Source organism: Blochmannia endosymbiont of Camponotus sp. C-003 (assembly GCF_023585685.1).
In the GTDB taxonomy this organism is placed as follows: domain Bacteria; phylum Pseudomonadota; class Gammaproteobacteria; order Enterobacterales; family Enterobacteriaceae; genus Blochmanniella.
This window is the reverse complement of record NZ_CP097764.1, coordinates 332,618-352,326: the sequence shown is the minus strand read 5'-3', so window position 1 is coordinate 352,326 and position 19,709 is coordinate 332,618. Positions and strand designations below refer to the sequence as shown.

16 protein-coding genes are annotated in these 19,709 nt (G+C 28.3%); 10 read left to right on the top strand and 6 right to left on the bottom strand.

The window, feature by feature from the left end; all coding sequences use genetic code 11:
* Window positions 1–349: 349 nt before the first annotated feature.
* The 3 genes from ruvX to metK form a co-directional block, all read right to left on the bottom strand.
* Window positions 350–781 (bottom strand): Holliday junction resolvase RuvX, encoded by a 432-nt coding sequence (gene ruvX / locus M9397_RS01415; protein ID WP_250227182.1) that lies wholly within the window; start codon window positions 779–781, stop codon window positions 350–352.
* Window positions 781–1,344, bottom strand: a complete 564-nt coding sequence (locus tag M9397_RS01410) for a YqgE/AlgH family protein (protein WP_250259872.1) — start codon at window positions 1,342–1,344, stop codon at window positions 781–783. Before M9397_RS01410 ends, ruvX begins: the two co-directional genes overlap by 1 nt.
* 812 nt (window positions 1,345–2,156) lie before the next feature.
* Entirely contained in the window at window positions 2,157–3,329 is a 1,173-nt protein-coding gene (metK, locus tag M9397_RS01405; protein ID WP_250227181.1) for a methionine adenosyltransferase, read from the bottom strand.
* A gap of 1,107 nt (window positions 3,330–4,436) precedes the next feature.
* Here metK and M9397_RS03300 point away from each other — a divergent pair.
* The 5 genes from M9397_RS03300 (at window position 4,437) to rpiA (ending at window position 8,877) form a co-directional block, all read left to right on the top strand.
* On the top strand, window positions 4,437–4,676 hold the full coding sequence (locus M9397_RS03300) for an arginase family protein (protein ID WP_320411833.1): 240 nt from the start codon (window positions 4,437–4,439) through the stop codon (window positions 4,674–4,676).
* Between the two features lie 71 nt (window positions 4,677–4,747).
* A complete protein-coding gene (locus M9397_RS03295) occupies window positions 4,748–4,900 on the top strand; it encodes an arginase family protein (RefSeq protein ID WP_284150759.1) in 153 nt (50 codons plus the stop codon).
* 626 nt (window positions 4,901–5,526) lie between these two features.
* The gene (locus tag M9397_RS01395; protein ID WP_250259851.1) at window positions 5,527–6,711 is read left to right on the top strand and encodes a phosphoglycerate kinase; all 1,185 of its coding nucleotides are present in this window, start codon (window positions 5,527–5,529) and stop codon (window positions 6,709–6,711) included.
* Between the two features lie 85 nt (window positions 6,712–6,796).
* Complete coding sequence (gene fbaA, locus M9397_RS01390; protein ID WP_250227179.1) at window positions 6,797–7,879, top strand: class II fructose-bisphosphate aldolase; 1,083 nt, start codon at window positions 6,797–6,799, stop codon at window positions 7,877–7,879.
* Between the two features lie 341 nt (window positions 7,880–8,220).
* The gene (gene rpiA / locus M9397_RS01385) at window positions 8,221–8,877 is read left to right on the top strand and encodes a ribose-5-phosphate isomerase RpiA (protein ID WP_250227178.1); all 657 of its coding nucleotides are present in this window, start codon (window positions 8,221–8,223) and stop codon (window positions 8,875–8,877) included.
* A gap of 249 nt (window positions 8,878–9,126) precedes the next feature.
* Here rpiA and M9397_RS01380 read toward each other — a convergent pair whose 3' ends face one another.
* Window positions 9,127–9,696, bottom strand: coding sequence for a 5-formyltetrahydrofolate cyclo-ligase (locus M9397_RS01380; protein ID WP_250259849.1), 570 nt, complete (start codon window positions 9,694–9,696; stop codon window positions 9,127–9,129).
* Between the two features lie 181 nt (window positions 9,697–9,877).
* Window positions 9,878–10,222, bottom strand: coding sequence for a cell division protein ZapA (gene zapA / locus M9397_RS01375; RefSeq protein WP_250227176.1), 345 nt, complete (start codon window positions 10,220–10,222; stop codon window positions 9,878–9,880).
* 865 nt (window positions 10,223–11,087) lie between these two features.
* Between zapA and ubiH the strand changes: the two genes are divergently transcribed.
* Both ubiH and M9397_RS01365 read left to right on the top strand, forming a co-directional pair.
* Complete coding sequence (gene ubiH / locus M9397_RS01370; protein WP_250259847.1) at window positions 11,088–12,278, top strand: 2-octaprenyl-6-methoxyphenyl hydroxylase; 1,191 nt, start codon at window positions 11,088–11,090, stop codon at window positions 12,276–12,278.
* 25 nt (window positions 12,279–12,303) lie between these two features.
* Window positions 12,304–13,524: an FAD-dependent monooxygenase gene (locus tag M9397_RS01365; protein ID WP_250259845.1), complete on the top strand. Its 1,221-nt coding sequence runs from the start codon at window positions 12,304–12,306 to the stop codon at window positions 13,522–13,524.
* A 41-nt stretch (window positions 13,525–13,565) separates the two neighbouring features.
* Here the strand turns inward: M9397_RS01365 and ygfZ are convergent, their stop codons facing one another.
* The gene (gene ygfZ / locus M9397_RS01360; protein ID WP_250227173.1) at window positions 13,566–14,558 is read right to left on the bottom strand and encodes a tRNA-modifying protein YgfZ; all 993 of its coding nucleotides are present in this window, start codon (window positions 14,556–14,558) and stop codon (window positions 13,566–13,568) included.
* Window positions 14,559–15,045: 487 nt separating this feature from the next.
* On the opposite strand from ygfZ, the gene prfB reads away from it, so the two are divergent.
* From prfB to lysA, 3 genes are all read left to right on the top strand, one after another.
* A protein-coding gene (prfB, locus tag M9397_RS01355; RefSeq protein ID WP_250227172.1) for a peptide chain release factor 2 occupies window positions 15,046–16,159 on the top strand; the annotation gives its coding sequence in 2 pieces (ribosomal slippage) (window positions 15,046–15,108 and window positions 15,110–16,159; 1,113 coding nt in all).
* Window positions 16,152–17,681 (top strand): lysine--tRNA ligase, encoded by a 1,530-nt coding sequence (gene lysS, locus M9397_RS01350; protein ID WP_250227171.1) that lies wholly within the window; start codon window positions 16,152–16,154, stop codon window positions 17,679–17,681. Before prfB ends, lysS begins: the two co-directional genes overlap by 8 nt.
* A 176-nt stretch (window positions 17,682–17,857) precedes the next feature.
* Window positions 17,858–19,138, top strand: a complete 1,281-nt coding sequence (lysA, locus tag M9397_RS01345) for a diaminopimelate decarboxylase (RefSeq protein ID WP_250227170.1) — start codon at window positions 17,858–17,860, stop codon at window positions 19,136–19,138.
* The last annotated feature ends 571 nt before the right edge of the window (window positions 19,139–19,709 follow it).

The following is a 19,709-nucleotide window of genomic DNA, read 5'->3' as shown; positions in this document are numbered from 1 at the left end:
CAATCAAAGTTATCTATCAAAATTTGATATAATCTTTTAATTTTAATAAAATTAAATAAAAATTGAATCAATTAATTCATCATCATTGTATTAAAATAAGTGCATTTTTTAAAACCTATAATTTTAGTATCACTTCAAATTATATTTCTGATAACGACAATTAATGCGTGAATTAACAATTCCACTGTTAAAATTAGTCAATATTTCTATCAAAAATTAACATTTCTTATTATATATGAAATAAAACTATTAAATATAAATTCAAATGATAAATTTTAAAACTTAACGTATTATTATTTTTAGTATTGTTATTAAAATTTTTTAAAATAACACATATTATTTGTTGTACTTAAGATTGATTCAACCAACTTTCCAAAATTACTCCAGCTGAAAGTGCATTGATGTTAATATTTGGTTTAACACATAAATAATTACAGCAATATTCGGAATAGTTTAAACGCGCTTCACTTGTACTAAAACGCTCATCATGCATCTTGACTGTAACAGGAAGTTGCTCTTTCAGTTGCATAGCAAATATTTTTGCCAAAATCGTAATAGGTTGTTCACTTCCATCTATTTTTAAAGGTAATCCTACTACTGCAATTGTTGGTTTCCACGTATTATAAATATTTTTAATATGTTTCCAATTAGGAACGCCAGATTCTGACCGTAATACAGTCAGAGGTTGTGCAGTATAGGTCAATGTTTGACCTATAGCCACACCTATGTGCTCAGTACCAAAATCAAAACCCATGACTATATCAACACCACCAATTGACATCACGCGTGACCTGTCTGGACAGCAATACTACAAATATCAATGCCCAATATTTTTGCAGCTGCACGCCAACGAGCAACAATAGGCGTGTGAAACAAAATTTTTTCATTAGCCGGAGCGGTAAGCCAAGTATTTTCCATTAGTTCATGTTCTAATTGACCTTTATCCCATCCAGAATAGCCAAGCGCCACTAACACATCTTTTGGTTGATTCGGGGTTCCTAAAGTTTCTAAGATATCTTTAGAAGTAGTAATCATAGCTTTTGAAGAAATATTAACACTAGAACCGAAACCTTTTTTGGGAGTATGTAAAATAAAACCTCGATCATCCAATAAAGGACCTCCAGAAAACACTGGACTATCTAATCGAATAGACGGGTCACGTATGGGAGATACAATTTTCAAATTGTTTAATATTGTCTCTACTGTGCATCGTGTAACTAGTTTATTAATAACAATACCCATAGCACCTGTGTTATTATGCTCACAAATATATACCACTGATTGTTTAAATAATGGGTCTTTCAGTGCAGGCATAGCTATTAGAAAATGATTTTGTAAATTTATTATCTTATGTATTGACATAAACTACTTATAAATTTATGTATTAAAATACAAGTCTAAAAATTAAATTCATTATTTTGTATAAATTAATTCATACTGTTTCTATCAATGATTATTCATTTATTTCTATATAAACCATGATTCAATTTAAAAGTATTTAAATGTTTTTAAATTGTTGTTAAAACAATATGTATTGTGCAAACATGTTAATAATATTTTGTTACACTGATAACGTTGTAAATTTAAAAGATCAATACTAATTGATATCACATCTTCAACATATGTTTGTTATGTAACACATGTGTATTTTAATTGTTGTATTAAAATTAACCGAAACTACTACGTATTCAAAATATCTAAAAAATCCTCAATACATATAGTACATATCAAATATGTTTGTTTGATAAAAACTGATAAAAAAATTTATAATATTAATTCATCATATAAATCTAATGCACTTTATTATATTTAAAAAAATATTTATTGTATATGCATATTTCATAAAAATTTTTGCAAAATTTAATCAATTTTAATTATCACATTTGCATAAATTATAATATTTATTATTAAATTAAAATTAAGTATCAATTTTAATATATATCAACATACATAAATGAAATTTTTTAATTTTTTATTAAAATCATCAACAATTGATTACATAATTTTTAATTTTTCACACAAACATATCCGTATTTACATGTAAGATCAATATCAATCTATCAATCTTATTATTGTATACTTATTGATCAACTAACTACATATTCATATTAGTAAAAATCATTTCAAATTTACTTAAAAAAATAAATATAAAAATATTAGAGCGATGTAAATTTTAAACCAGCTGCATCACGAAGAAGATCTGCCTTATCAACTTTTTCCCAAGGAAAACATTCACGACCAAAATGACCATACACAGCTGTTTCTTTATAAATCGGTTTTAATAAATCTAACATAGCAATCAAACCATAAGGACGAAAATCAAAAAAGTTTTTTATTAATTTCATCAAAATATCATGTGATCTTTTTTCTGTTCCAAAAGTTTCAATACTCATAGAAATTGGATGCGGAAGACCAATTGCGTAGGAAATTTGAAGCTCACAACGATCTGCTAACCCGGCCGCCACAATGTTTTTAGCTACATATCTCGCTCCGTAAGCAGCCGAACGATCTACCTTCGAAGGATCTTTTCCAGAAAAAGATCCGCCACCATGCCGCGCCATACCTCCATAAGTATCTACAATAATTTTTCTTCCAGTTAAACCACAATCACTAATAGGACCCCCTATAACAAAACGTCCCCCAGGATTAATCAGAAATGTAGTGCTATTAGACAACCATTTGTTAGGCAACACAGGTTTAATGATTTCTTCCATAGCAGCTTCTTTTAAATCTGTTAACTTTACATCACAAGCATGTTGAATAGACAACACAACCGTGGTGATACCAATTATCTTACCATTCTCATAAGCAACGGTTACTTGGCTTTTCGCATCTAACCCCAACCAAGGTAGCACCCCACTTTTTCTTACTTGAGACTTTCTTTTAATTAAACGATGTGCATATGTTATCGGAGCAGGCATCAGAACATTAGTCTCATTAGTAGCGTATCCAAACATTAATCCCTGGTCACCTGCTCCTCGTTGTAATTCATTTGTATTACTTTGATCAATACTACATTGAATATCTGAAGATTGTTTATTAATTACACTCAAAATTACGCATGAATTTGCATCGAACCCCATATCTGAATGAACATAACCAATATCACGAATAGTATTTCTAGCGATTTCTTCCATATTTACCCAGGCAGTGGTGGTAATTTCTCCACCTATTATTACTATGCCTGTCTTAACATAAGTTTCACACGCAACACGAGCTCTTGGATCTTGCGCTAGGATAGAATCCAATATAGCATCAGAAACCTGATCTGCAATTTTATCTGGATGACCTGCTGATACGGATTCAGATGTAAATGAATATTGTGACATGTATCATATCCTTTCTAGTGTAGAATTGTGATCTTACATTAATTGATCCAAATATAAGTATGGTAAATTTATTTGGATCAATCATTATACAAAATTATTTTATGTAAATCCCATACATTATGATTTCTTTTACATTTAATAGTAAATTAACATTATTAAATTTACAACATCAAATATTAATAAAGTAGTTTACATAATTTATTAATAGATCATAAAAAAATTTTTTTAAAAATATTTCCATTTCTAATATTTTTCATCTTCTATTTGTATAGGCATATAGTCACTAATTTTCATCTTTATACACTTATTAATTTCTATTATCGAATCATGCGTTTTAATTGATTTATTAAAGAGATAAATTATCTCACTCAATATCACTACGTACGTAAATTTAAAATTTCTGACAAACATTAAATATTTATGCAAACCAATATTTTATGTATCATTTTATAATGATGTTTGTGCCCTGTGTTATAGAAAATAATCAAATTAAAAAAAATAAACAAACATAAAACTTGTTAGTGATATAATTTACTATATAAATATCATCTATACATTTAAATATAGGATAATTTAAGCATATTTATAAAATTTTTTAAATCTGAACACTCTATTTGATTATAATTTTATCGATAGACTGGATTTAAACCTTTACAAATATCAATTTATGCAAACATTCTATTTGATTTTACTCAAATCATATTTGATATATAAAAACTATTTTATAAAACTAATTAAATAACGGAAATCCATGGACACTTTAAATTATAAAAAAAATGATAACTCCTTATTTTTAGATCCCTTTGTATTTTTACAATTTAAATGAGAATTGGATCCTTATAATAATAATAGAGGGGTAATTACTAGGGTACCTTATGATATGGCTACCTCTGGACGCTCAGAAAACAAATTTGGACCAACAGTTATTAGACAAGCTGCACTGTAGAACAAGCATCTATTAATTTAACCTAGAACATTTTCGTTGGCCTTGGAGTATGTATGAATGTACGAAAAAAGTTGACATGTAGTTAACTGTGAAAAAATTTAGTATTCAAAATTGAAGACATACAAGATTTCACCAGTTCTCTTTACAATTATGCTGAAAATTTGCTAATGTCTGGAAAACAATGTTATTATTTAGAAATCGATCATTTATATCACACTACCTATATTACGAGCATACGCAAAAATTTTTGGAAAAATGGAATGATTTGCTTTGACGCACATGCAGATTACTGTGATGACGACAGTAAATATGATCATGGCGTTATGATATTACATACGTTTAACGAAAAATTAATAGATTCAGCACATTCAATACGAAATTGGTATTCGTACCGAACATAAAAAATGTTTCGGATTTGCAAAGCTAGATGTAGAATATATTAACGATACTGACATAAATGTCATCATAAATGATGACGACATCAATTACTAAATACTTGCTAATATATTTAACTTTTGATATTGATTGTTTGGATCTAACCATAGCACCTGGTACTAGAACTCCAGTAATTGGAAAATTAAAAAGTGACCATGTACTAAAATTAATACGAGGTTTTCAACGTTAAACATTATAGGTATTGATTTAGCAGAAGTCGATCCAGATTATGGTTACACGAAAATTACTGATTTAGCAACTGCTACACTAAGATTAGAAATTATCTATACTCAAATAAAGTTAAAAAAATTAAAAATTAATTTAGTATATGCATTTGTAATGCATACATAATTTCAATTAATCACACAAAAAAATAATATCGAACTATGAAATAGTACTATACTTAGAATACTAAACACTGATACCAAATCACAATACTGATAATATTAATTACGTAACATACTAAATAACTATATGATTGCAATACTAAATCCATTAAATGATTTATAAAATCAAATTATCATTAAGCAAGTCAATGCCTCATGCTTCTATAAGATATTATATATTTCCTATATGCATATTGATGTTATTCAGCACATAGCAACTTTTTGCAAGATGTTAATTTTTTAGAGTGTTCATGTCATTAATCAATTATTTAAAAAAATAAAATTTATTTTCAGTCATATATCATTATTTTATTAAATTATTAATCAATAAACTAACAAAAAGCGTAATATATATAGACAAGTTAAAATATATTTTTTCATCATTAGTATATGACTATCTATATTGCTTTACATTAAAAGGTTACCTATCATGACTATGATCAAAATGAGTGATTTAGACCTAACAGGGAAACGTGTGTTAATTCGTTCTGATTTAAACGTACCTATTAAAAATGGAATTATTATGTCTAATAGAAAAATTCATGCGTCATTACCTACTATTAAATCGGCTTTAAAGAAAAGTAAACATGTTATGGTAACTTCTCATCTAGGTCGACCAATAGAAGGAGAATATAATACTCAATTTTCTTTGGAACCCGTCGTGGAATATTTAAAAAAACAACTAATTAATAGATATGTCAAAGAAGTTCGGCTGGTTAAAGATTATTTAGAAGGAATAAACTTCGTTGAAGGAGAGCTTTTGATTTTAGAAAACGTGCGGTTTAATAAAGGAGAAAAAAAAGATGATGAGGTATTATCAAAGAAATATGCCATGTTATGCGATATATTTATCATGGATGCATTTGGAAGCGCTCATCGTACACAAGCGTCTACACATGGTATAGGTAAATTTGTCTCTTCAGCTTGTTCTGGAATTTTATTACAAAAAGAATTAGAAGCTTTAGGAAAGGCCCTATATAATCCTATGAGACCAATGGTTGCGATAGTTGGAGGATCTAAAGTATCTACTAAATTAACTGTTTTAGATTCTTTATCAAAAATTGCAGATTATCTGATAGTAGGAGGAGGTATTGCAAATACCTTTTTAGCAGCTCAAGGCAAAAAAGTAGGAAAATCTTTATATGAAGAAGAACTTATACCTACAGCAAGACGTCTTTTAGAAAATTGTGATATACCTATTCTTACTGATGTACGAGTAAGTACAGAATTTTCTGAAACCGCCCAAGTAACTATGAAAACTATAATTGATATTAAAGATGATGAGCAAATTCTTGATTTAGGTGACGAATCTATTGATCGAATATTAGATATTTTAAATTGTGCTAAAACTATTCTTTGGAACGGCCCTATTGGAGTATTTGAATTTCCAAATTTTAGAAAAGGTACAGAAATGATATCACGTGCTATTGCTAAAAGTAATGCTTTTTCCATTGTTGGAGGAGGTGATACTTTAATGGCTATTGATTTATTTAATATTTCCGATCAAATTTCTTATATTTCTACTGGAGGTGGTGCTTTTTTAGAATTCATTGAAGGTAAAACATTTCCATCGGTAAAAATGCTTGAAAAACATGCTTTAAACACCATAATTTAATTAGCATTAAATATGAAAACATCACTACTATATTTAAATAATCTTTTAGATATATAATATGTTCATTAACAACAGAAGAAAATAAATGACTAAGATTCTCGATTTTATAAAACCAGGCGTAGTCACTGGAGATAGTGTACAGAAAATGTTTAATTTTGCAAAAAAAAATAATTTTGCTTTACCAGCAATAAACTGTATAAACATAGATTCAATTAATGCTGCGCTAGAAGCTGCAGCTAATATGCAGTCTCCAATTATTTTACAGTTTTCTAAGAAAGGATCTGCTTTTATGGCAGGATACGGTTTAAATAACAATAACAATGATTACCCTACAGCAGTATTAGGAGCTATCTCTGGAAGTCTACACGTGCATCACATTGCTAAACACTATGGTATTCCTGTTATTTTACATACTGATCATTGCACTAAAAAAAATTTGCCTTGGATCGATGCTTTGTTAGATTTAGGTACAAAACATTTTTATGAAACTGGTAGCCCATTATTTTCATCTCATATGATTGATTTATCTGAAGAATCTTTAAAAGAAAACATAGCAATTAGCTCAAAATATTTAAGCCGTATGAATAAATTAAATATGACTTTAGAGATAGAATTAGGTTGCACAGGAGGAGAGGAAGATGGTATTGATCACCATCATTTGGACCGTTCACTTTTATATACAAATCCAGAAGATATAACTTACGCTTATGAAAAATTGCATATCATCAGCCCTCGATTCATTATAGCTGCAGCATTTGGAAATGTACATGGTGTATATAAACCAGGAAACATACAATTAAATCCAAAAATTCTTCAAAAATCACAAAAATACGTTTCTAAAAAATTTGGATTACCTGATAATTTTTTAAATTTAGTATTTCATGGAGGATCTGGATCTACAGAAGAAGAAATTAAAGAAGCTATTAGTTACGGTGTTGTAAAAATTAATATTGATACTGATATACAGTGGGCTACTTGGAACGGAATTTTAAAATACTATCAACACAATAAAAATTTTCTTCAAACTCAATTAGGTAACCCGTATGGACACGATCAACCAAATAAAAAATTTTATGATCCACGTATCTGGATTCGTGAAGGACAAAAATCAATGATTAAGTATTTAGAAAAAATATTTTGTACTTTAAATGCTATTAACATTTTGTAAAATCATGCTTTAATAGCAAATTATGATTACATTAGATCAAATTCATGTATTAATAAAACCGAATTATGCTCAGTGCAGTTAGATGAGTATTACTAGTATTATGTCTTACAACAAGTAAGATTAAATAGAACTTCAAAATAAATAAATCACAAAATTTGTTTGTTGTTTGCAGAATGTAATCTCTTCACGAAATCATAAAAATTATCTAATGTATGGTTTAATTTCCATTAAACATTATTTTTTTGATATATATATAAAATGAAAATTATCATCAAACATCAACAATAATAGATCGAAATCAGTATGCTAATTATATTATATACATCTTGTATAGGTGCTGTATGGTACAAAATAAATTAAAAAAATCAGTAGGTTGGGAAGCTTTAAAATATATTCAGTCTAGCAGAATTATCGGAGTAGGAACAGGTTCTACCGTTACATATTTTATTGAAGCACTGAACAGTGTAAAAGAAAGAATAGACGGCGTAGTTTCTAGCTCAAATTACTCATCTAATCAATTAAAAAAAATAGGTATTCCTCTATATAATCTTAATAACTTACACGAATTAGATGTATATGTTGACAGTGCAGATGAAATTGATTCACATATGCAAATGATTAAAGGAGGAGGTGGCGCCTTAACTAAGGAAAAAATTATCGCTACTGCAGCTAAAAAATTCATTTGTATTGTTGACAGCAGCAAACAAGTTTCTATTTTAGGACGCGGTCCATTGCCAATAGAAGTCATTCCTATGGCTCGATCATTAGTAGCGAGAGAAGTAGTACGTTTAGGTGGCTTACCAGAATATCGACATAATGTAATTACTGATAATGGCAACAACATCTTAGACGTATATAATATGAAAATTGTAGATGCGTCGTTATTAGAAACAAAAATTAATAATATTCCAGGAGTGGTAAGTGTTGGTATATTTGCTCAAAGACGAGCAGATATAGTATTAATTGGAACAAAAGAAGGTATAAAAATAATTATGTAATTTTTTTGATATACTAAAAAAATTAGTTTAAATAACATAAAATGAAGCTTATTGATAATTGATATAGTCGGTGTAAATCAATATATTTTTAATATGATTATTGTCGGAAAATCCTTAAATAATAAATTCAATTAACTAATAATTAATTGCTGAAAATTTATACAATCCCTTTCCGTATTCAAAAAATATGATCATTCACCATAAAAATTAAACATTACAACAATATAACTTTATCAGAGTATTTATTGTTTAATAATCGTCTACGATCACATGATGAGATGGAGTGATAATTTCTGGTAATATTACGTCCCATGTTTCTACAGGAAGCAATTGGGTAGGTATTTTTTGAAAATCATGCGCTAAACCTATAGGTATATAATGGCCCTGATGCTTCCAATTTTTTAGTGTTCTATCATAAAAACCACCACCCATTCCCAATCGATTTCCACCAATATCGAATGCAACTAAAGGAACAAATATAACATCTATTTTTTCTATAGGCATAATGGAACTGGTGTTCCATTTAGGTTCATATATATTTAAATGATTACATATGAGAGGCGTTGAAAATGTATATCGTGCAAACTCTAAATATTTAGATCCTGAACCAGTCAGAATCGGTAAATATATTTGCTTATGCATCAACAACAAAGTTCTAATAAGCAAAGAAGTATTTATTTCTCCATCACAATCAATAAACATTGCTATACGCGCAGATCTATGTATATGATTGATAATTATAATCTTGTTAGTTATTAATTGTGCCGCTATATATTGTTCTTGAAACGTTAAAGTCCTACGTATTTTGCGTATATACATACGAAGAAATTTTCTGTATGATTTTTTGTCATCGGCATACATATTCTGATTGATATTATTGCATGAACACAACATAACACATTCTGCTTACACTAAACATAACATTAACTACACTAATATTCATTATTTTGACGACGTTATTACGACTATACACAATACATAACATGTATAACACATTAAATTATAGGTGTTTAGAACATTCCAATGATCTATTAGCATGTTCAGTAATATGGGTATGTGCAATTAAAGCTCTTTCGATAGTTTGTTGTAACAACAGAATATGTTGCTCAATATTAGCTGCATATTCACTCGTTTTTAATTTCTCCTGAGCCAATTCATGACATACATTTAAAGCAACTATAAATACTAATTGTTCGGCATTAGTTACTCTTGTTCTGATTTTTAAATCCTGCAAACGTTGAGTTAAATCTTCTACCGCCTTATTTAAAGCATCCTGTTGTTGAAGCGGACAATTGATACGTAATGTTCGACCGAAAATTTGAATATCTATTGGTTGTTCATTCATATTTCTTTCCTGAAAAAATTCAATTTGTTTATACTTTCAATAATCATATTATTGCAATAATTACTATATGAGTTATAGGCGCATACCAAAATTTTATTTTGTACATAAATATTTGATTAAAAAATAATAATCATTGTTTCATTTTAAACACGTACAGCAATTAATCATTATTAAGTTCTTGAAAATATTAAACATAAAAATATCTTATATAGAAGATAATTAATATGTATGTAAATATAGTAAAATTAGAAAATTAGGTATTTCAAAAAAATTATAAAATATCTTTGTAGCTCATAGCGGCTATAGGCTACAAAGATATTTGCAAACCGGATACATTTAAAATAAAAATATGAATATTCAATATACTATAAACCACTGCAATTCATTTTATTAATACAAGTAATAGTTTGGATGTTTTGTAAATATAAGCTTATTTACTATAAACACTAACCACTGAAATTATATTACAGTCAATTCTCATATTTTTATGATCGTCATTTAATAGCATAAATACATCTCATATTTTATAATGAATAAGAATTATTGCAATTAGATTTTAATCTTATTAGTTATACTACACAATGAATACGAAAAATTTTGACATGCGTGTCGAACCCATATTTCAATTAACTAAAAATATACTTTATCTACTAGTATATTAATTCTTACAAAGATGTTTACATATTATGTTTTTTGTTGTTATATGGTTAACTAACTTATGTCGAGTATTAAATTATATAAAAATTACATTACTAAGATATATAATATTAATATTTTCAAATTGAATCCGATTATATTAATTTATACGCTATATTTTTTCAAATACTAAATTTAAAGTATTCATACGTTAAGTAATAAATAATCAATGTCTATTGTTATAAATGGCGGAGGAATGACAGGCGCAATACTAGCCTTAATGTTATCTAAATTAACCAAAGGAGACCTAGAGATATCTTTAATAGAACAACATTCTCCTTATTGTTATGATACAAAATTATCTTCGAATATATACCCTCCTCATGTAATAGCTTTATCACGAGGAGCTTATTCTGAATTGATACGAATTAATATGGCTTCAATTTTATCTTCTTGCTCCACTGTTATAAAACAAGTAGAGATCAGTGAATATCATCGGTTACATAAAATATTCATTAATGCTCAAGATTATCAATTATCAGAATTAGGTTATGTTATCGAATTAAACATTTTTAAAAAAAAGTTATTTGATTTTTTACATAAAAAATCAACTGTGACTGTATATTGCCCAGCAACTCTACAAAAAATCAAGCGCGGAAAAAAAAACAATATAATTATTTTAAATAATGGTCATCAAATTATTTCAAAATTAATGGTAGCGGCAGATGGTACTGATTCCACATTAGCTTCTAATTGTGGTATAAAATGGTTCAGATGGAATTATCAACAAACTGCTATAGTTTCTAAAATTACTACTGAAATACCGCATTTTGGAAGAGCTTTTGAAAAATTTACAGAACATGGACCATTAGCAATATTACCGATGGCTAACGATTTTAGTTTTTTAATTTGGTGTATTTCTGACAAGCAAAAAAAAGAAGTATCTACATGGAAGAAAGATAAATTTTCTCAAGAATTACAAAATGTATTCGGATGGAAATTAGGAAAAATTTTAGATGTAGGAAAAAGATATTTTTACGATCTTTGGCTAACCCGAGCAAATAGTCACATTAGTCACAGATTGGCATTAGTCGGAAATGCGGCGCAAAGTCTACATCCTATTGCAGGGCAAGGATTTAATCTTGGATTACGTGATATTGTAGTGTTGTCGAAAATAATTACACAAGCACTATATCAGAATGTAGATATTGGAGACTATTCTGTGCTAAATACATACCAGAAACACAGGTATTTAGATCAATATAGAACCATTACCATCACTGATGGATTAGTGCGTCTATTTAGCAATCATTGCTTACCATTGATTATTGCTCGAAGTATGGGTTTATTTTTTGTTCACTACAGTACCTTTCTAAGGCGCCTTTTGGTAAATACAATATTAAATTGGAAAACAGATTAATTTTTTTATTGAAATAAACAATAATATGGACAGTTTCGATCTATTAATTGTAAATCAAGGAATCGCTGGACTAGCATTAGCCTGTGGATTAGGTGATGGTTTTCGTATTGCAATTATAGAACATACACATTTTCATACGTATGAAGCAAATCTATGGGATTTGGAAACATCATTAGTTAATATAACTAGCATAAAAATTCTTCAATATTTAAAAATTTGGCATCCAAAAATATCAGATTTCTCTGTTGCATTACATAAACTGGAAATTCTTAAAAATCATAATATAAGTAAAATTGTTTTTAATTCCGGTTACTTAGGATACCTTGATTTAGGATATATTATTGATAAACATTTAATATATCAAGCTTTAATTGATCGTGCACAACAATTAAAAAATATCACATTTATTTCTTCATACGTACCTGAATCAATCAATTATCATGAAGATGCAGCATTTATTACAATAGCCAATAATTATACATTTAAAGCTAAATTAGTAATAGGAGCAGATGGAATAAATTCTTGGGTAAGAAACGCTGCAAATCTTTCCATAATATTTAGAGATAATAAATATTATGGATTAACTACTATTATTCAAACCGAGAAAACCCACAACAGCATTCTTCGTTATATTGTTCATAACGATGGATTAGTAATGTTATTACCATTAAAAAATATGCATCTCTCCGTTGTTTTTTGGTTATTGCCTCCATATGCTGCTAAAAAGTATTTATATGTATCCGATGCCGATCAATCTATTAATGAAGCGTTAATTAAAATTTGCAATATACTCGGTCTTTGTATTATGTGTGATAATAAAAAATATAACATTTCACTACTTAGAATGCAATATACACATAAATGTACAAACCATCGTTTAGTATTATTAGGCAACGCCGCACACACCATGTGTCCTTTATTTTTTCAAAATATCAATTCAGAACTGATAGATGCAGCAATTTTATTACATTATCTAAAGAATCTAAAAGAAAGTAACAAAGATATTGGATACTATAGTTATTTAAAATATTATGAACACAATAGAAAACACAGAATAATTAAAGACTTCATGTATATGCCACATATGTATATGTTTCTTCACAATAAAAATAATCTTGTAAAATACATACAATGTTTTATTTATTATCTGATAAACACTGTTCCCAATTTAAAAATGCATATTTTACATCGTATTATGGGCTTAAATAATATGCCGGAATGGTTACTAAAAGACCATTATAACTAAAAGCATTAGTCTATTAAAAAATCATTTAAATTAATCAAATATCAATAATGAAAAATAAGACTGTCATGAGTTTGTATATTTGTAATTCTCAATTCTGAAGGCTCTAAAATCGATCTATTTAACACTACTTGTACCCATACATTATTTTTTTTAATTTGACAGGAATGCAAAACAACTCCAATATTTTTCCAGTATTGATTATTTACTTTTAACTCTACCTGATCACCAGCTGCAGGCAATTTATAACGATTCGTATAATCAATGACACCATTTAACCGACATAACGTTTGTTTGTTACATCCACGATATTTAATGCGCGCAATAGATTCTTGTCCAATATAACAACCCTTATCAAAACTAATACCCTGTAATATATCCATATTAACAGCTTGAGGGATAAATAATTCACTAGTCGTTGGCTCAATAATTGGATAACCTGCTTCCATATCCAACGATACCCATTGGCGACTATCGTTAAGTTGTATGTGAAATTGTGATTCATTTAACAAGCGATCTAATACTGATTTTTTATTAATAATCAATAAAAATCGTTCCGATGGCGCACTAAAGTAAAGTAAAGTTACATCTTGAGCATGAATTATTGTATGCGTCTCATTTGGAAGCACTGAAAAAAACATACTTAAATGATTTCTTGCATTTCTTCCAGCTATTCCAATAAGTATTGCATCGTAATCAGGGACAACAGTAACATTAGAAAATACCATATATTTTTTCATTTCTTCTATTTGTTTCTTGCATATATTTAAACGTTCAATCAATGCCATTTCTTGATTTTTAAAATGAAAAACATACATATTGCTAATCATTTTGCCTTTTGGATTACAATGTGCTGCAAAACTATATTTATGTTCATCTAAATTTTGAATATCACAAGTAAATTGATTATGTAAACATTGTATAACATCTGGTCCACATAATTTCACTAACGTCCATTCTTCTAAGGAGATAAATGTTAGGGGCAAATCTTTTGAGGGAACAGGGTACTGTCCTGAAAAAGTCGTATGAGAAAACACTATATCTCTCCTTATGAATAAAAATAACTATATATCAATTCCATTCCATTACTTAAATGTCTACATATTACGCTCAACAAAAATTGAGCCACACGTTAATTATGTATTATCGTAAATCTAATAATTGAACAATTATCTATTTCGCACTATATATAGTTAATATAATAATAAATAGTTACAAACACATAACAATCATTGATTGAATGCTATTATCTTTGTAATGTATGATTATCTACAGTTTTACCTCCAATAAAATAAATAAAAACATATACGACAGTTCGAATTTATATATAACTAATAACTCATTTTAGTGATAATGATCAAAAAAAAATCAAAACTAAATTATATAACTGATATCATAAGAAATTATACGTTCTTATAGATATTAAGTAGAGAATTGCTACTCAATTGAATTCACTATATTAGTATATATATACCATATAAAATAACAATGAATAAAAATATACATCTTAAGGAATAAAATTTTATGGTAGATATCAATCTTATTAAACAACATATTCAACTTATGTTAAATAGAATATTTAAGTTCAAGGATGATTTTTGACTACGATCTCAAAAAAAAATATTTTGAAACAATTAGCAACAAACTAAAATCACCCGATATTTGGAAAAATCCTAAAACAGCAAAAATTCTCAGACAAAAGTCATCTTCTTTAAAAATTTTTATCAATATTGTTGATCAACTTTATAAAAATTTAGTAGATTTAAATGATTTATTAGAATTAACGGAAGAATATGACAAGATCCTGCTTTCTGAAATTCACGATCAATTAATTGATTTAGAACGTACGTTATCTCAATTAGAGATGAGTCGTATGTTTATAGGAAAATATGATGATTCAAATTGTTATGTCGATATTCAATCAGGATCCGGAGGAACTGAAGCACAGGATTGGGCTAGTATGTTATTACGCATGTACCTACGTTGGATGGATCATAAAGGCTTTATCACCGAAATTATTGAAGAATCAACAGGAGAAATCACTGGGATAAAATCTGTCACTGTTCAAGTTATTGGGTCTTATGCATATGGTTGGTTACGCACTGAATCTGGTGTACACAGGTTGGTACGTAAAAGTCCTTTTGATTCTGCTGGAAGACGTCATACTTCATTTGCTTCAGTATTTGTGTATCCAGAATTAGATGATAGTATAAATATTCACATTCGTCCAGAAGATTTACGTTGTGATGTTTATCGAGCTTCTGGAGCAGGAGGTCAACATGTCAACCGTACAGAATCTGCAGTACGCATTACCCATATACCGACAAATATCGTTACCCAATGTCAAAGTGATCGTTCACAACACAAAAATAAAAATCAAGCCATGAAGCAACTAAAAGCTAAATTATATGAGCTTGAATTACAAAAAAAAAATTATGAAAAAAAAATGAGAGAAAACAACAAAGTAAATATCACTTGGGGTAGTCAAATACGATCTTATATTTTGGATAATTCTAGAGTTAAAGATTTGCGTACTGGTTTTGAAAAACGTAATGTTAAAGCTGTTTTAGATGGAGATCTAGACGATTTCATAAAAATTAGCATCAAAAATACTCTAAGCGAGACTTACAATGACTAAACGCATATATTCAAAAGATCAATCACATAAAAAATTTAATGTCGATGATGAATTAAATATTCGTCGAAAAAAACTATCAAAACTCCGTAAAAAAGGCGCAGCATTTCCAAATAATTTTCGTCGTAGTTCTATTTCTAATCAACTACACAAAAAATACGCTCATACATCCAATTCAGAATTAATACAATTAAACATTGAAGTCAACATAGCAGGACGCATAATCAGTCAACGTATCATGGGAAAAGCATCTTTTATAACTATACGAGATATTGAAGGTTGCATACAATTGTATATTACTGCTGATTCATTATCAATAAATTTATACGATGAAAATATAAAACAATGGGATTTAGGAGATATCATAGGAGCACGCGGAACATTATTTAGAACGCGTACTGGGGAACTATCAATATATTGCAAAGAAATTCGATTGTTAACTAAAGCATTACGTCCATTACCAGATAAATTTCATGGTTTAAACAATCAAGAAACAAAATATCGTCAAAGATATTTAGACTTAATTATTAATGAAAAAACAAGAAAAACATTTAGGATACGTTCTTTAATTATTTCTGAAATACGTCAATTCATGATGAAAAATAATTTCATGGAAGTAGAGACACCAATGATGCATACAATCGCAGGAGGAGCTATAGCACATCCTTTCATTACACATCATAATAAATTAGGAATCGATATGTATCTACGCATCGCTCCAGAATTATATCTAAAAAAATTAGTGATAGGTGGTTTCGAACGAATATTTGAAATAAATCGTAATTTTCGTAATGAAGGTATATCTTCACATCATAATCCTGAGTTTACAATGATGGAAATATATATGGCTTATGCCGATTATCGCGATATCATCAGTTTGGTTCAAGATTTATTAAAATCGGTAACACAAAAAGTATTAGGTAAAAATATCATAAATTATGGAAATTATGAATTAGATTTTCAACATCCTTTTACGCAAATTAGTATAAAAGAAGCTATATTTCATTATCTACCAGAAACTAAATTCCAAAATATAGACGATATATACACTGCTATTTCTATTGCAAAATCAATTGGCATTAAAATTAAGAATTACTGGACGTTACATAGAATACACATGGCTATTTTTGAAGAAGCAATAGAAAAAAAAATAATTCAACCAACTTGCATTACTTCTTATCCGATAGAAGTATCTCCATTAGCACGTCGTAATGATACCAATCCAGAGTGTGCCGATCGATTTGAACTTTTTATTGCTGGGCGAGAAATAGGAAATGGTTTTTCAGAATTAAACGATCCAGAAGATCAAAAAAAACGTTTTTTAAAACAAACATATGAAAAAAGAGATAAAAATAATAATAATAATGTTCACATAAATTATGATTCAGATTATCTAATTGCATTAGAATATGGATTACCCCCTACAGCAGGTATTGGAATAGGAATTGATCGTTTGATCATGCTGCTAACCAATAATCATACTATTCGTGATGTGATTTTATTTCCTACACTTCGCCCAAAGTAAAATTTATTCATATTTTCGCAGTGTACTTAAGACATGATTACATATTGATGATTTATCTGATCACTTTTTCATAATACAAATCTATGTTTAATATTTCCAAAATATATGTATTAGAGATACAATCTCTAAACATCTTGATATTGACATATATACAACAAAGATAATAGGAATATAGCGTGGCACATAGTATTTGTACGCAAATAAACTCTCTTCCTTATGAAAGCTTAAAAAAATTACATCAAAAATATAAAGGACCAGTATGGGTATACGATGCCTCAATCATAATTAATCGTATTACACAATTAAAACAATTTGATGTTATACGGTACGCTCAAAAATCTTGCTCTAATATTCATATTTTGCGATTAATGCACAATCATGGAGTGAAAATAGATGCTGTTTCTTTAGGAGAAATTGAACGAGCATTATTAGCTGGCTTTAAAACAGGAAAACAAAGTAATGAAATAGTTTTCACTGCTGACATCTTAGAAGAAGAAACTCTATTAAGAATATTAAAATTAAATATAGTTGTTAATGCAGGATCGATAGATATGTTAGAGCAATTAGGCATTTGTTCTCCTGGGCATAAAGTATGGTTACGTATTAATCCTGGATTTGGAAATGGACATAATCAAAAAACTAATACTGGAGGAGAAAATAGCAAACATGGTATCTGGCATGAAGATATACCAACCGCTTTATATTATATTCATCATTATGATTTACGATTAATTGGGCTGCATATGCATATTGGTTCCGGGGTACAATACGACCATTTGTCTAAAGTATGTAATGCGATGGTTCAGCAAATCTTAAAATATAAAATAGATGTACATGTTATTTCTGCTGGAGGAGGATTAACAATACCGTATCAACACAACGACATAGTTGTAGATGTAAATCATTATTTTCAATTATGGAATAACGCAAGAAAATACATCAGTCAACATTTAAATCACACAGTAACATTAGAAATAGAGCCTGGTCGCTTTCTTGTTGCGGAATCAGGGATATTAATTGCACAAATTAGAGCAGTAAAAAAAATGGGTACTCGTCATTTTGTATTAATAGACGCAGGATATAATGATTTAATGCGCCCAGTAATGTATGGCAGTTACCACCATATTTCATTGATACCCGGAGATAATCGCAACATGATTGTAGAAACATTATGTGATACCGTTGTTGGTGGGCCATTATGCGAATCTGGAGATATTTTTACACAAAATATAAATGGAACAGTATTGACGCGTAAATTACCTTGTTCAGCAAAAGTAGGAGATTATTTAATATTTCATGATACTGGTGCATACGGTGCTTCTATGTCTTCTAATTATAATACGCGTCCATTATTACCAGAGGTTTTATTTGAAAATGGGAAAATGCGTCAAATTCGCCGAAAACAAAAACTAGAAGATTTATTTATGTTAGAAACGATGGAAAATTTTCATAAATAAAAGTATTAGAATTATTAAATATTACACTATATATTTATTAAAAAATCATTATTTAATATATTTAAAATGTTAATTAAATAATATTTTTATATCTCATATAATTGTTTTTAATCTTATTTTTATCTTGTTTATTTAGAATTATTTATTATGTGTGTTTTTGACAAAAACAAACAAATTATGAACCAAACGATACAAATCAAAACATATTCTTATACTTTTTATTTTAAAATTTTTAAATATAGATTGATTATTATTAATGATGTTTCCATAAGCAATATTATATCTCCAATTTTTATAAAATGATTAACAATATCACTTTCAATCAGAACACTGACACAAATTATAATCAAATTTTTTAATTAAAAATTTCTGTGAAAAGTACGAACTTAAGCTTACAACACCGTAATAAAACTCCTTGAGTTAACTATAATTATAATATAGAATACAAAAAGTATGTTGATACTATAATAATTTTAATTAACTAACGTAAACAAAGCGGGTATATGTGCAGCTTTGCATATATTTTAAATACTTTATAATTCCTAAATTTATACAAAAATGCAATGGAACA